We start from the raw sequence: 13,422 nt of genomic DNA, 5'->3' as shown, positions 1-13,422 counted from the left end.
GTAGTCCGTAATAGCGGGAGAGTGACCGTGTGAACGCGATTCGACGACATCCCGAGAGGGCCAGGCATGAACTCACCGACCTCTACGCCGTCCTGGACGCGGCTGCGGTCGGCACGCTCGCCACCGTGGCCGCGGACGGCACGCCCTGGGTGGTGCCGATGCTCTACGCGCGCATCGGTGACGTCGTGATCCTGCACGGATCGACGGGAGCGGGAGCACTCCGGCACGCACGCGCCGGTGCCCCGGCGGCGCTGTCCGTGATGATGCTCGACGGAATCGTCGTGGCCGACAACCTCTTCGACTCCTCGGCCAACTACCGGTCGGCCGTCGTCCACGGGACTCTCCGCGATGTCGGCGAGGAGGCCGAGGTGTCTGCGCTCGAGGCGATGTCGGATGCGCTCGTCCCGGGTCGTAGCACCGAGGTCCGGGCGACGACACGGAAGGAACGTGCCGCGACGGCCACCTGTGCGCTGACGATGGATCGCTGGACGGTGAAGGTGCGGGACGCGCCGCCGACCCGGCCCGCGGTGACCACCGGCGGAGCCTGGGCCGGAGTCGTCCCGCTCCGCACCGTCGCCGATCCACCGGTACCCGCTGCCTGGATCGACTCCGAGGCCCCTGTGCCGGACTCGGTACGCAGGCTCGTCGAGGGCGCCGCCGGATTCGTGACCGCGGCGGGAGACACCGGGCCCTGACCCGCGTCACGGCGCGGGTCGCCTGCGGACGCGGCGCAGCGTGGGAGACTGGATCGGTGAGGTTGTACCGGGACAACGCGGTGGTGCTGCGTCAGCACAAGCTCGGCGAGGCCGACCGCATCATCACGCTGCTCACCAGGCAGCACGGTCTGGTGCGCGCCGTCGCCAAGGGGGTGCGGCGCACCCGGTCCAAGTTCGGGGCGCGACTCGAGCCCTTCGCGCACGTGGACGTCCAGCTGTACCCGGGACGCAACCTCGACGTCGTCACCCAGGTGCAGACGCTGGACGCGTTCGCCACCGACCTCGTCGACGACTACGGCCGGTACACGACGGCATGCGCGATTCTCGAGACCGCGGAACGACTCGCGGGCGAGGAGCGCGCCCCCGCGCCCCGGCTGCACCACCTGACCGTCGGCGCGCTCGGGGCCATCGCCGAACACCGCCGTGACCCCGAGTTGATCCTCGACGCCTTCCTGCTGCGCGCGATGGGCTTCGCCGGGTGGGCGCCCGCGATCGAGGACTGTGCCCGGTGTGCCGCGCCCGGCCCGCACCGGGCGTTCCACGTCGCCGCCGGGGGAGCGGTGTGTGTGCACTGCCGTCCGCCGGGTGCGGCCACTCCGTCGCCGGGGGTACTCGAACTGATGGACGCCCTGGTCCGTGGGGACTGGGCGGCGGTGGACCGGGCCGATCCCGCCCACCGCAGGCAGGCGAGCGGGCTCACCGCGGCTCATCTGCAGTGGCACCTCGAACGTCAGCTGCGCACTCTCCCGCTCATCGAGCGCGCCCGCCCGCATGCCGTCCGGCCGGAGGATGTCAGGCAGGATGGGGACCGTGATTCGACGACGCGAACCTCGGCCTGACGCCGCGGCACGGCAGATCCGGCCGCCGGATCCGCACCCGTCCGGAGCTCGCCCGCCGCTCATCCCCGCGGAGTTCGTGCCGCGGCACGTCGCGCTGGTGATGGACGGAAACGGGCGCTGGGCGCAGGAACGCGGCCTGCCCCGCACCGCCGGCCACGAGCGTGGCGAGGCCGTCCTCATGGACACGGTCTGCGGCTGCATCGAGATGGGCGTCGAGTGGCTCTCGGCGTACGCGTTCTCCACCGAGAACTGGAAGCGCAGCCCGGACGAGGTGCGGTTCCTCATGGGATTCAACCGGGACGTCATCCGGCGCAGGCGGGACGAGATGAACGAGATGGGCGTCCGGGTGCGGTGGGCCGGGCGTCGTCCCCGCCTGTGGCGCAGCGTCGTCAAGGAGCTCGAGATCGCCGAGGACCTGACGAAGGACAACACCGTGATGACGCTGACGATGTGCGTCAACTACGGGGGACGTGCCGAACTCGCCGATGCGGCGCGGGAGATCGCCCGCCGGGCCGCAGCCGGGCTCCTGGATCCGGACAAGGTCACCGAAGCCACCGTCGCCCGCTACCTGGACGAGCCCGACATGCCCGATGTGGACCTGTTCCTGCGCCCCTCCGGGGAGCAGCGCACCTCGAATTTCCTGCTCTGGCAGTCGGCTTACGCCGAGATGGTCTTCCAGGAGAAGCTGTTCCCGGACTTCGACCGCCGTGACCTCTGGGCGGCCTGCCTCGAGTACGCACAGCGTGACCGCCGATTCGGTGGGGTCAAGGGATGAGCGGCGACGGTGCCGCACAGTTGCAGCAGCGCGCGGCGGACGTCCTCGCGAAGTACGTGGACGTCGGCACCGCGGAGGACGGCTCACTGAGCTTCGACTACGCCGGGGCACTGTGCTCGGTCACGGCAGTCCACCTGTCCGACGGTCTCGACGTGCTGTCGATGACGTGCGTGCTGGCCTGGGACCGGCCGATCAGCGCGACGTTGCACAAGAAGGTGGCCGAACGCAACGGTGCGGTGCAGTTCGGCTCGATCTCGGCCTTCGGGCACGGACGCTACCTGGACGTCGTTCTGCGCTATGCCTTTCCGGCGGCGGGGCTCGACGAGGACGCGTTGACCACGATGCTGTTGCTCGTCCTCGCCGGAGCGGATACCGCTCGTCAGGGCCTGGTTCCGTGAAACGGGAGATTTCGGGCTAGAGTTCTCCGGACGCCCGGGCACTCGGCTCGGGTCCCGATCGGGGGAGTGACATGTTCTCGAGGAAAACTGCTGCGACGGCGTTGCTTTCGATCGCCGCACTGGGTGCGACGGCGGGAGTCGCGCACGCGGAGCCGGCCGCCGAACAGCCGCCGGCGCTGGTGCAGGGCGAAGACCAGGGTGTGGAGTACCGGACCGGGCTCGACGAGACCGGCACGAAGGTCGTCACCGTGCTCGACGCCGGAGTGTTCCGGCTCGACCGCACCGACGACGTGGTCGAGGTCGTGAGCGGCGAGGGTGTCGTCGTCGGCTCGATCCCGCTGACCTACCGGATCGACGACTCCGAGTTCTCGATCGCGCCGCTGCTCGGCGACGAGGGCCGCACTCTCACCCTCACACCGGACACCGATCCCGCGCAGGCGAGCCCGGCTGCGACGTCGCTCGCGTTGTCCGACATCAATTCGGCACAGCGATTCAGCGACGAGCTGAACAAGGCATCCTTCGGCGGTGGAGTCGGTGCCGCGATCGGTGCGGCCGTCGGCCTCGCGATCGGGTGTGTCGTGGGTGTGTTCGTCGGGTGCATCCCGGGCGTGCTGATCGGCGCGGCCGTGGGCGGTGCGATCGGTCTGGTCAACACCGGTGGGCAGCCGCTGATCGATGCGGGCTACCAGTACCTCACCGGGCAGCCCTGATCCACCTCGCCGGGTGAGAGCCCGGCCGTCGGGAAGGCTCCGGGTCAGGCCTCCGCGCAGTCGCGGCAGGATCCGAAGATCTCCACCATGTGGCTGATGTCGGAGAAGCCGTTCGTGTCGGCGACCGACTGCGCCCACTTCTCGACGGCCGGGCCCTCCACCTCGACCGTGAATCCACAGGAACGGCACACCAGATGGTGGTGGTGACCCGCCGAGCAGCGGCGGTACAGGGACTCCCCGGTACCGGTGCGCAGGACGTCGACGGTGCCGGCGTCGGCCAGCGCCTGAAGAGTGCGATAGACGGTGGTCAGGCCGATGCCCTCACCCCGGTGGCGCAGTTCGTCGTGCAGTTCCTGGGCCGACTTGAACTCGTCGATATCGTCGAGCAGCGCCGAGATCGCGCTGCGTTGTCTGGTCGAACGCACGCCGACCTGGGGGGCGCCTGTGTTGGTAGGCAATGTCTCCTTCATCCTTCCTCGGCGTGGGCGACGGCGTCCACGACGATGTGCGCCAGATGCTCGTCCACGAGGCTGTAGAGCACTTCGCGTCCGGACCGTTCGCCGCGGACGACACCCGCGGACTTCAGCACGCGGAGGTGCTGGCTGATCAGCGGCTGCGGGACGTCCAGTGCCCCCACCAGTTCGTGTACGCACCGGTGCGACTCGCGCAGTTGCAGCACGATGGCGATGCGTACGGGCGCCGCGAGGGCTCGGAGCAACTCGCCCGCGGCCACCAGGGTTTCCCTGGGTGGCATGGGCACCGGAACGGCCGCGGCGTGGGTGTGATCGTCGTCCGTGATGCTCACGGTGACTCCTCGGGGTCGGATCGGAGGGGCCCGTCGGGCTCCGCGGACCAGCTTATTGCAAATCAATTCCATTTTGATATGCGTGAATGCGCATGTCAACCGGGGTGGGTGGGTGCGCCGGACCGCAACCGATAGTCTGGACGGCGAAACGCGCACGTGAACCGTGCATCTATTACCCAGATGGAGAGCACCGAGTGGCACCCAAGTCCAAGATCGATTCCGTCGTCAATCTCGCCAAGCGCCGTGGCCTGGTCTTTCCGTGTGGCGAGATCTACGGAGGTACGAAGTCCGCGTGGGACTACGGCCCGTTGGGTGTCGAGCTCAAGGAGAACATCAAGAAGCAGTGGTGGCGGAACATGGTCACCAGCCGCGAGGACGTCGTCGGTCTCGACTCGTCCGTCATCCTGCCCCGCGAGGTGTGGGAGGCGTCCGGCCATGTGGAGACGTTCACCGATCCGCTCGTCGAGTCGCTGATCACCCACAAGAGGTACCGCGCCGACCACCTGCTCGAGGCCTACGAGGAGAAGCACGGCCGTCCCCCGGAGAACGGTCTGGCCGATATCCGCGACCCCGACACCGGTGAGCCCGGCCAGTGGACCGAGCCCCGGGCGTTCTCGGGGCTGCTGAAGACCTTCCTCGGGCCGGTCGACAACGAGGAGGGGCTGCACTACCTGCGTCCGGAGACCGCGCAGGGCATCTTCGTCAACTTCGCCAACGTGCTCACCACGTCGCGGAAGAAGCCGCCGTTCGGCATCGGCCAGATCGGCAAGAGCTTCCGCAACGAGATCACGCCGGGCAACTTCATCTTCCGCACCAGGGAATTCGAGCAGATGGAGCTGGAGTTCTTCGTCAAGCCGGGCGAGGACGAGGAGTGGCACCAGTACTGGATCGACTACCGGATGGACTGGTACACCGGCCTCGGTATCAACAAGGACAACCTGCGTCTGTTCGAGCACCCGAAGGACAAGCTCTCGCACTACTCGAAGCGGACGGTGGACATCGAGTACCGCTTCCACTTCCAGGGCAGCGAGTGGGGTGAGCTCGAGGGCGTCGCCAACCGCACGGACTTCGACCTCTCGACGCACTCGAAGCACTCGGGCACCGAGCTCAACTACTTCGACCAGACGTCCGGTGAGCGGTACACGCCGTACGTCATCGAGCCCGCGGCGGGACTGACCCGCTCGCTCATGGCGTTCCTCGTCGACGCGTACGCCGAGGACGAGGCCCCGAACGCCAAGGGCGGGGTGGACAAGCGCACGGTGTTGCGTCTGGATCGTCGTCTCGCCCCCGTCAAGGCCGCTGTTCTCCCGCTGTCCCGCAACGCCGACCTCAGCCCGAAGGCCAAGGATCTCGCGGCGACGCTGCGCCAGAACTGGAACATCGAGTTCGACGACGCGGGCGCCATCGGCCGCCGCTACCGTCGCCAGGACGAGATCGGCACGCCGTTCTGCATCACCGTCGACTTCGACACGCTCGAGGACCAGGCGGTCACCGTCCGCGAGCGCGATACGATGTCGCAGGAGCGGGTCGCACTGGATCAGGTCGAGGGCTACCTCGCGCAGCGACTGCTCGGTTCCTGACGCTCGCAGCGGTCCCGCTCGAACGGGTGGGACCGCCTGCGGCTCATCCCCTTTCGGCACAATGTCACACCGGTTCGCTCAGATCGAACCGGTGTGACATTGTGCCCTCCGGCCCGGGTGGGTGGTGCGGTCAGAAGCGCCCGCCGCCGCCGGCCCGGCCACCGCCGAATCCGCCACCGCCGAATCCGCCACCGCGGGAGCCTCCGCCACCGAATCCGCCACCGAACCCGCCGCCCCCGAGGCCGCCACCGCCTCGGGAACCGCGGAGCAGGCTGTCGATGAGGATGCCGCCGATCACGGCGCCGGCGACGTTGCCGCCACCGCCACCGGAGCGGGGACGGTTGTTCTGATCCCAACGATTGACATCGGACTGCGCCAGTCGCAGCGCCTGCCCGGCCAGGTCCGAGGCGGCCTTCGCGTGCTGGATCGCACGGGCCGGATCGGCCTCGCGTACCTGCTCGACGGCGGCGAGATGACGTTGCGCCTCGGTCAGACGCGTCCGTGCCTCGGCGCCGACGACGCCGCGCCGGGTGGAGATGAAGTCGGCAGCCGCGGTGACGTGTGAGCGGGCCGCGGTGACGTCACGCTCGAGCCGTTGGCGGGTGCGCTCGGCCTCGGCCTGGGACTGATGGATTTCGGCGATCACGGCATCGAGTTCGGCATCGGCAGTGACGATCTGGGTGAAGCTGCCCAGCGGGTCCGTGTCCTTGGCCGTGCGTGCCGCGGTGAGCGCGGCCTCGGCGGCGGCCCGGGCGCGGGCGAGTTCGGCGCCTCCCTGTTCGGCCAGCTTGCCTGCTTCGGCGATGCCCTGGGCGACGTCCTCCATCGCGGCCGGGAGCGCGTCGATGGCGCTCCTGATGTCCGATGCGGCGTGGTCGAGGCCGTCGAGGAGCTTGCGGGCCTGCCCGAGCGCGCTCTCCGCGGTACGAATGGCGGTGACGGCCGGTCCCTGCTTGCCGACGGGCAGCGCGATCGCCGCCCGGCCCTGCTCGATGGACTGTTCCGCGAAGGCGATGTCCTCGCGCGCCAGGTCTAGGTTGGCTGCCACCGGCGCGATCGTGGCGGGTGGGAACTCGTTCTTCAGGCGTTCGAGGACCTGCTCGGATTCGGGGAGCCGGACGGACACGGCCACCACGTCCTGGGTCAGGGCGTCGAGCCGCGCCTCGCCGTTGATGAGGAGCCCGCGCATCGCATCGAACTCCGCGACCTTGGCGTCCAACTCCTGATCGGCTCGGCCGCACGAGGAGATGATCTCGATGAGCATGCGGCGACGCTCGTCCGGGGATTCCGGGATCGCGTCGTCGAGGCGCTGACGGATCTGGAAGGCCCGCCCCAGGGTCTCGCGGGCCTGCTCGACGGCGGTGACGAAGGGGGTGGTGGCGTCGTCTCCGAACTCGCCGCGAGCGAGATCGAGTTCCTCCGTGCTGGCGCGGATCGCATCGTCCACCTCGACGAGGACTTCCTTCGCTCGCTCGTCCAGTGTCGGCAGCGGCAGCATCGCCAGGGCCGAGGTGTCCTTCGGATCGATCTCGCGGGCCGTCTCCGCCTGGGCCTCGATCGACTTGGCCTTGCGTCGTCGCGAGTACACGACCGCGCCGCCGGCGCCGACCACGACGACGCCACCGCCGATGAGCAGCGTCTGCACGGACATGCCGCCGGACGAGCTCATCGCCTCCTCGATGCCGACCGCTGCGGCGATGGCCGAGCCCGCCCAGTCCTCTTCACGCAGAGCAGGTTCCACGGCATCGACGCGGATGGACTCGGCTTCGCCGGTCGTCACCTCCGACAGGTTCGGAGGAAGGAGCGCGTACTCGCGGGCCACTGTCGCGACCGCCAGCAGCGCGTCGCGGTCGCCGAGACCCGACATCTGCAGGGTGCGATCCGCCCACTGCGTGCCCACCTGCCCGGCGAAGTCGGGCACGAACACCACCCACAGCCGGACCCGCTCGTTGTCGTACAGCTGGTCGATCGACTCCTGCACCTGGGCGAGCTCGGCGCTGTCGAGCGCTCCCGCCGGGTCGGTGATCTGACCGGGCAGGCGCATCGGTGTCTCGGCCGAGGCGATCGGGGCCAGCAGGAACGCGGACAGTGTGAGTACTGCCCCCACGACGAGCAGGGCGGCGGAGCGTGCGAGACGCGTGACGAAAGGCATGCTGCCAAATCTATCGGGTCCGGCGGGTCGGCATCGGTCGCCACTTTCCGGAGCTGGCAGAATCGGGGAGTGAATATCGCAGACCGGCGCCGGGGCACCCCACGTCCGGTGCGCCCGGGCTTCCTCGCCGCGGTCGCCCGGTGGACGCGGCGGTTGGTGGTGGGCGCGGTGCTGGTGGCGGTCGCCTTGGTCGGGGGTACCGCGGTGCGGGTGTGGCAGGTCGCGCGGATCGACGACCGGACACCCGCGGACGCCATCGTGGTCCTCGGGGCCGCGCAGTACTCGGGGGTGCCGTCGTCGGTGTTCGAGGCGAGGCTGGAACAGGCCAACAAGCTGTACGACGCGGGGGTGGCACCTCGGATCATCACCGTCGGTGGCAAGCAGGAGGGCGACCTCTACACCGAGGCCGCGTCGGGGAAGAACTACCTGGAATCCCTCGGCGTGCCGTCCGACGCCGTCGTCGCGGTCGAGGAGGGTTCCGACACGCTGCGCAGCGTCGAGGCCGTGAGCGACGAGATGCGCGGGCTCGGAATCGATTCGGCAGTGCTGGTGTCGGACCCCTGGCATTCGTTGCGGACCCGGACGATGGCCCGCGACGCGGGCTTGTCCGCGTGGACGTCGCCCACCCGGCAGGGGCCGGCGGTCTTCACCCGGGAATCCCAGTTCCACGGCATCGCCCGGGAGACCGGTGCCCTGCTCTGGTACCAGCTGACACACTTCTCCGCAGACTTTCCCTACACGGCCGGGCAATAGGGGACGCCACAAACAGGGCCCGCACCGCCGGGCCGAGGACAGGACACGGGGACATGAGCGCTGGCTACACCGACCACGATCACGAACGCCGGGTCGTCGAGGGGCCCAAGCAGGCCGGTCTGCCCGGCACCGAGAACGGAGGCGGGGGGCGACGGACGGACTTCTCGCGGGACCGGGCCCGAGTGCAACATTCGGCCGCCTTGCGGCGACTGGCCGACAAGACCCAGGTGGTGGGCCCTCGGGACGGGGACACCCCGCGCACCCGGTTGACACATTCGATCGAGGTGGCGCAGATCGGCCGAGGGATCGCCGACGGCCTCGGCTGCGATCCCGACCTCGTCGACCTGGCCGGACTGGCCCACGACATCGGACACCCGCCGTACGGGCACAACGGCGAACGGGCACTCGACGAGGTGGCGGTGTCCTGCGGTGGCTTCGAGGGCAACGCGCAGAATCTGCGCATCCTCACGAGCCTCGAGCCGAAGGTGCTCGATGCCGACGGCCACAGCGCCGGGCTGAATCTCACCCGCGCGGCACTCGACGCCGCGATCAAGTACCCGTGGCTGCGTCCGGAACCGGGCGCGAAGTTCGGGGCCTACGACGACGACGCGGACGTCCTCGCCTGGATCCGGCAGGGTGCGCCGGAGCGTCGGCGCAGCCTCGAGGCGCAGGTGATGGACTGGTCCGACGACGTCGCCTACTCGGTCCACGACGTCGAGGACGGGGTGATCGCCGGCCGGATCGACCTGCGCGCCCTCGCCGACCCGGACGAGCAGCGCGACCTCGCCACGCTCGGTGTGTCGGAGTTCTCCGGCCTCGACGTCGAGGAACTGGTGGAAGCGGCGCAGCGACTGTCCACGCTTCCGGTCGTCGTCGGTGTCGGCCGCTACGACGGCACGCTGGCCAGTGCAGTGTCCCTCAAGGCGCTCACCAGTGAGTTGGTCGGCAGGTTCGCCACCGCGGCCGTGAGCGGGACGAAGAACGTCTACGGCGATCGGGCCGTGTCCCGATACGACGCGGATCTGCAGATCCCGCCCGTCGTCGCCTCCGAGGTGGCACTGCTCAAGACGGTGGCCCTGCACTACGTGATGTCCGACACCGGCCACAAGGCACGGCAGGGCCGCCAACGGGAGCGGATCCACCGGGTGTCGGAGTGGCTGATCGCCACGGCCCCCGCCGGCCTCGATCCGTTGTTCCTCCCGGCGTGGGAGCGTGCCGAGGACGACCCGGCCCGGGTGCGGGTGATCGTCGACCAGATCGCGTCGTACACCGAGAGTCGGCTCGAGCGCGTGGACAAGGCCAGTCTGGGTGCTCAGGCGAGCTGGGGCTGAGCTCGGTGGAGAGCGCCGGCGGGCGGGAGAGAATTCGCTGCAGTCCGCCGGCCGACCTGTTACGAATGCTGAGAGACCGGTCACACCTCGAGGGAGACGGAGCCGATGATCTCGGACGCCACACTGTACCCTGCCCGCCCGCTGATGCGCCGCGTCGCCCGTCTGGGCGGGGTGATCGTGGCGGCACTCGCGATGATCGCCGCCGCCCTGGTGGTGCCCCCGGCAGTGGGGGCGGCGCCGGTGTTTCCCGCCCAGGACCCCGACGCCTTCTACGCACCGCCGGCTGACCTCGGCGCCCGAGCGGACGGGGACGTGCTGCGGGCCCGCACCGTGCCGGCCCCGGCCTATCCGGGGGTGGATGCCTGGCAGATCCTGTTCCGGTCGACGAACTCCGCGGGCGCGCCGATCGCCGGGGTGACCACGGTGCTGATTCCGTGGGGGACGCCCGCCGATCGCCCACTGGTGTCCTACCAGCCGTTCATCAATTCACTCGGTCTCCAGTGTGCGCCGTCGCGGCAGCTGTTCGACGGGGGCCTGCAGGAGGCGCCGGCGTTGAATCTGCTGCTCCAGCGAGGCTGGGCGGTGGCGGTGCCCGATCATCTCGGACCGACCAGCGCCTACGGTGCGGCACAGCTCGGCGGCCGGCTCGTCCTCGACGGTGTCCGCGCCGCGCAGCGCCTGCCGGAGGCGGGCCTCGGGCGTAGTCCGGTCGGCCTGGCGGGGTACTCCGGTGGCGGCATGGCCACGGGCTGGGCGGCTGCCCTGGCGCCCACCCATGCGCCGGAGATCGACCTGGTCGGTGCGGCGATCGGCGGTACCCCGGTGGATCTGGGGGAGATCGCGGGCCGGCTCGGCGGCGGGGCGAGTTCGGCCTTCGGACTCGGATTCGCGGCCGCGATCGGACTCGAACGCGAGTACCCGACGCGAGCGCCGCTCGGCGACGTCCTCAACGACGAGGGGCACGCGTTGCGGGACCGGATGAGCAACCTGTGCACGGACGGCATCCTGGCCGCCGGCGCCGGCCGCAGCATCGACGAGCTCACCACCCGGCCCGGGGTGCTCGACGATTCCTCGGTCCGCACGGTGATGGACGAGAACAGCCTCGCGCACGCGCCGCAGGTGCCCCGCGCCCCGCTCTACGTGTGGCACGGTGACGCCGACGAACTGGTCGGCATGGGTCCCGTGCAGGGCACCGTGGGCCGCTACTGCGCCTCGGGGGCGCGGGTCCAGTTCGCCGTCCTGCCCGGGGGCGATCACGGCAGTACCGCGGTGGCCGGTGCCGCGCCCGCGTTCGCGTACCTCGGTGACCGGTTTGCCGGAGTGGCAGCGCCGACGACCTGTTGACCGTGTCGCAGCGCCGACGACGTGGTGACCCCGACCCGCGGCATCGGCGGAGGCGTTGCGGGCAGGGCCTAGACTGTCGGGCGTGGCTGGCAGAATCCCCGATCGAGACATAGCGGCGATTCGTGAGCGCACCCGGATCGAGGACATCGTCGGCGAGTACGTCTCGCTCCGGGCGCCCCGTGGCGACTCGATGATGGGGCTGTGCCCGTTCCACGACGAGAAGTCCCCGTCGTTCCACGTACGGCCCAATCACGGCCATTTCCACTGCTTCGGGTGTGGTGAGGGCGGGGACGTGTACTCGTTCCTGCAGAAGATGGAGCACATCAGTTTCGTGGAGGCCGTCGAGCAGCTGGCGGACCGACTGGGTTACTCGATCTCGTACGAGGGTGGCGGCACCTCGGTACAGCGCGACCGCGGCACCCGGGCCCGGCTGGTGGCCGCCAATGCCGCGGCCCAGGAGTACTACGCGGAGCAACTGCGGACACCGGAGGCGCAGGCGGCGCGGGATTACCTCACCGAGCGGAACTTCGACGAGTCGGCGGCCGCGACGTTCGGGTGCGGATATGCGCCCGGTGGCTGGGACACGCTGACGAAACACCTGCAGGGCAGGGGTTTCGAGGCGAAAGAGCTCATCGCCGCCGGATTGTCCAAGGAGGGCAGGCGGGGCCCCATCGACCGCTTCCACCGGCGGCTGCTGTGGCCGATCCGCAATCTCGCCGGGGACGTCATCGGGTTCGGTGCCCGTAAGCTCTTCGACGACGACACGATGCCCGGGAAGTACGTGAACACCCCGGAAACCGTGCTGTACAAGAAGTCTCAGGTGCTGTTCGGGCTCGATCTGGCCAAGCGGGACATCGCGAAGGGGCATCAGGCCGTCGTCGTCGAGGGCTACACCGACGTCATGGCGATGCATCTGGCCGGGGTGCCGACGGCTGTCGCGGCCTGTGGGACGGCGTTCGGCGAGGACCACCTGGCCATGCTGCGCCGGTTGCTCATGGACGACAGCTACCACCGTGGCGAGATCATCTACACCTTCGACGGGGACTCGGCCGGCCAGGCCGCGGCGATGAAGGCGTTCGAAGGCGATCAGAAGATGGTGGGGCAGTCGTTCGTGTCGGTGGCGCCGGACGGCATGGACCCGTGCGAGTTGCGTCAGAAGTCCGGCGACGTCGCGGTGCGTGATCTGGTCGCGCGGCGGACGCCGATGTTCCAGTTCGTGGTGAAGTCGATCCTCGCCGAGCACGACCTCGAGACCGCCGAGGGGCGGGTGGAGGCGCTGCGCCGCACCGTCCCCGTCGTCGCGCAGATCCGGGAGCGCACGTTGCGGGACAGCTACGCGGTGCAACTTGCCGGGTGGGTCGGCTGGGACGATCTGCCCGCCGTGCGGGCGCGAGTGCGCGAGGAGGCACGCAAACGGGCCTCCGGCCGTGGTTCGGCGGAGCCCCCGCGTCGCCGCGCCGTCCGCGAGGAAACCCCCGAGCCCGCGCAGTTGCCGGTCGGGCTGCCGCGTCCTCGCCCGGCGGATCCGGTTCTGTGGCCGCAGCGTGACGCGCTGAAGGCGGCACTGCAGTACCCCGGGGTGGCGGGCACCGTGTTCGATTCACTGCCTGCGGAGACGTTCACCCACCCGACGTACGCCGCGATCCGCGAGTCGATGAGCGCGGCGGGTGGTACCAGCGCGGGTATCGGCGGCGCCGAGTGGGTCGACGTGGTCACTCGTGGCCTCGAGGACCCGACCGCGGTGTCGGTGGTCTCGGAGCTGGCGGTGGAGGCGCTTCCCGCGGAGGAGGACACCGTTCCGCGATACATCAACGGGGTGATGGCCCGGCTGCAGGAGCAGTGGGTGGGGGAGCAGGTTGCCGATCTCAAGTCCAAGCTGCAGCGGATCTCGCCCGCGGACGACGCCGACCGGTACTACCTGTTGCTGGGTGACCTCACCGCGCTCGAGCAGTACCGCCGCAGCCTCAAGGACCAGGCGGTCGGGGACAGCCAGGCCGGCGGGATGGCGGGCTGAGGCTC

The 13,422-nt window shown here is 70.0% G+C and carries 13 protein-coding genes; 10 read left to right on the top strand and 3 right to left on the bottom strand.

Translation table 11 applies throughout. The annotated features are described in order from the left end of the window. Nucleotides 1–29: 29 nt before the first annotated feature. From G4H71_RS01525 to G4H71_RS01505, 5 genes are all read left to right on the top strand, one after another. Entirely contained in the window at nucleotides 30–695 is a 666-nt protein-coding gene (locus G4H71_RS01525; RefSeq protein ID WP_072737643.1) for a pyridoxamine 5'-phosphate oxidase family protein, read from the top strand. A 56-nt stretch (nucleotides 696–751) separates the two neighbouring features. Next, nucleotides 752–1,555 (top strand): DNA repair protein RecO, encoded by an 804-nt coding sequence (gene recO, locus G4H71_RS01520; RefSeq protein ID WP_072737644.1) that lies wholly within the window; start codon nucleotides 752–754, stop codon nucleotides 1,553–1,555. Next, the gene (locus tag G4H71_RS01515) at nucleotides 1,518–2,330 is read left to right on the top strand and encodes an isoprenyl transferase (RefSeq protein WP_072737821.1); all 813 of its coding nucleotides are present in this window, start codon (nucleotides 1,518–1,520) and stop codon (nucleotides 2,328–2,330) included. Before recO ends, G4H71_RS01515 begins: the two co-directional genes overlap by 38 nt. Next, on the top strand, nucleotides 2,327–2,728 hold the full coding sequence (locus G4H71_RS01510; RefSeq protein ID WP_072737645.1) for a hypothetical protein: 402 nt from the start codon (nucleotides 2,327–2,329) through the stop codon (nucleotides 2,726–2,728). Before G4H71_RS01515 ends, G4H71_RS01510 begins: the two co-directional genes overlap by 4 nt. 71 nt (nucleotides 2,729–2,799) lie before the next feature. Beyond that, entirely contained in the window at nucleotides 2,800–3,438 is a 639-nt protein-coding gene (locus tag G4H71_RS01505) for a DUF8020 domain-containing protein (RefSeq protein WP_072737646.1), read from the top strand. A gap of 44 nt (nucleotides 3,439–3,482) precedes the next feature. Here G4H71_RS01505 and G4H71_RS01500 read toward each other — a convergent pair whose 3' ends face one another. Continuing rightward, nucleotides 3,483–3,896 carry a Fur family transcriptional regulator gene (locus G4H71_RS01500; protein ID WP_246442637.1) on the bottom strand — a complete coding sequence of 138 codons (414 nt, stop codon included), beginning with the start codon at nucleotides 3,894–3,896 and terminating at the stop codon, nucleotides 3,483–3,485. Between the two features lie 8 nt (nucleotides 3,897–3,904). Then, nucleotides 3,905–4,192 carry an ArsR/SmtB family transcription factor gene (locus G4H71_RS01495; RefSeq protein WP_246442840.1) on the bottom strand — a complete coding sequence of 96 codons (288 nt, stop codon included), beginning with the start codon at nucleotides 4,190–4,192 and terminating at the stop codon, nucleotides 3,905–3,907. 245 nt (nucleotides 4,193–4,437) lie between these two features. Between G4H71_RS01495 and G4H71_RS01490 the strand changes: the two genes are divergently transcribed. Further along, a complete protein-coding gene (locus tag G4H71_RS01490) occupies nucleotides 4,438–5,823 on the top strand; it encodes a glycine--tRNA ligase (RefSeq protein WP_072737649.1) in 1,386 nt (461 codons plus the stop codon). A gap of 130 nt (nucleotides 5,824–5,953) precedes the next feature. On the opposite strand, the gene G4H71_RS01485 is transcribed toward G4H71_RS01490, so the two are convergent. Then, on the bottom strand, nucleotides 5,954–7,975 hold the full coding sequence (locus G4H71_RS01485) for a TPM domain-containing protein (protein WP_072737650.1): 2,022 nt from the start codon (nucleotides 7,973–7,975) through the stop codon (nucleotides 5,954–5,956). Nucleotides 7,976–8,044: 69 nt separating this feature from the next. Between G4H71_RS01485 and G4H71_RS01480 the strand changes: the two genes are divergently transcribed. The 4 genes from G4H71_RS01480 (at nucleotide 8,045) to dnaG (ending at nucleotide 13,417) form a co-directional block, all read left to right on the top strand. Further along, on the top strand, nucleotides 8,045–8,728 hold the full coding sequence (locus tag G4H71_RS01480) for a YdcF family protein (protein ID WP_072737651.1): 684 nt from the start codon (nucleotides 8,045–8,047) through the stop codon (nucleotides 8,726–8,728). Nucleotides 8,729–8,781: 53 nt separating this feature from the next. Then, on the top strand, nucleotides 8,782–10,059 hold the full coding sequence (locus G4H71_RS01475; RefSeq protein WP_072737652.1) for a deoxyguanosinetriphosphate triphosphohydrolase: 1,278 nt from the start codon (nucleotides 8,782–8,784) through the stop codon (nucleotides 10,057–10,059). Between the two features lie 144 nt (nucleotides 10,060–10,203). Then, a complete protein-coding gene (locus G4H71_RS01470; protein ID WP_072737822.1) occupies nucleotides 10,204–11,403 on the top strand; it encodes a lipase family protein in 1,200 nt (399 codons plus the stop codon). An 82-nt stretch (nucleotides 11,404–11,485) separates the two neighbouring features. Beyond that, the gene (dnaG, locus tag G4H71_RS01465; RefSeq protein WP_072737653.1) at nucleotides 11,486–13,417 is read left to right on the top strand and encodes a DNA primase; all 1,932 of its coding nucleotides are present in this window, start codon (nucleotides 11,486–11,488) and stop codon (nucleotides 13,415–13,417) included. Nucleotides 13,418–13,422 lie beyond the last annotated feature (5 nt).

It is taken from the genome of Rhodococcus triatomae (genome assembly GCF_014217785.1).
Lineage (GTDB): Bacteria > Actinomycetota > Actinomycetes > Mycobacteriales > Mycobacteriaceae > Rhodococcus_F > Rhodococcus_F triatomae.
This window is presented reverse-complemented; position numbering and strand designations above follow the sequence as displayed.

Coding starts and splice junctions, on each gene's coding strand:
- G4H71_RS01515 (WP_072737821.1), top strand. CDS start 1,518: ATGGGGACCGTGATTCGACGACGCGAACCTCGGCCTGACGCCGCGGCA.
- G4H71_RS01510 (WP_072737645.1), top strand. CDS start 2,327: ATGAGCGGCGACGGTGCCGCACAGTTGCAGCAGCGCGCGGCGGACGTC.
- G4H71_RS01505 (WP_072737646.1), top strand. CDS start 2,800: ATGTTCTCGAGGAAAACTGCTGCGACGGCGTTGCTTTCGATCGCCGCA.
- G4H71_RS01495 (WP_246442840.1), bottom strand. CDS start 4,192: ATGCCACCCAGGGAAACCCTGGTGGCCGCGGGCGAGTTGCTCCGAGCC.
- G4H71_RS01485 (WP_072737650.1), bottom strand. CDS start 7,975: ATGCCTTTCGTCACGCGTCTCGCACGCTCCGCCGCCCTGCTCGTCGTG.
- G4H71_RS01475 (WP_072737652.1), top strand. CDS start 8,782: ATGAGCGCTGGCTACACCGACCACGATCACGAACGCCGGGTCGTCGAG.
- G4H71_RS01470 (WP_072737822.1), top strand. CDS start 10,204: ATGCGCCGCGTCGCCCGTCTGGGCGGGGTGATCGTGGCGGCACTCGCG.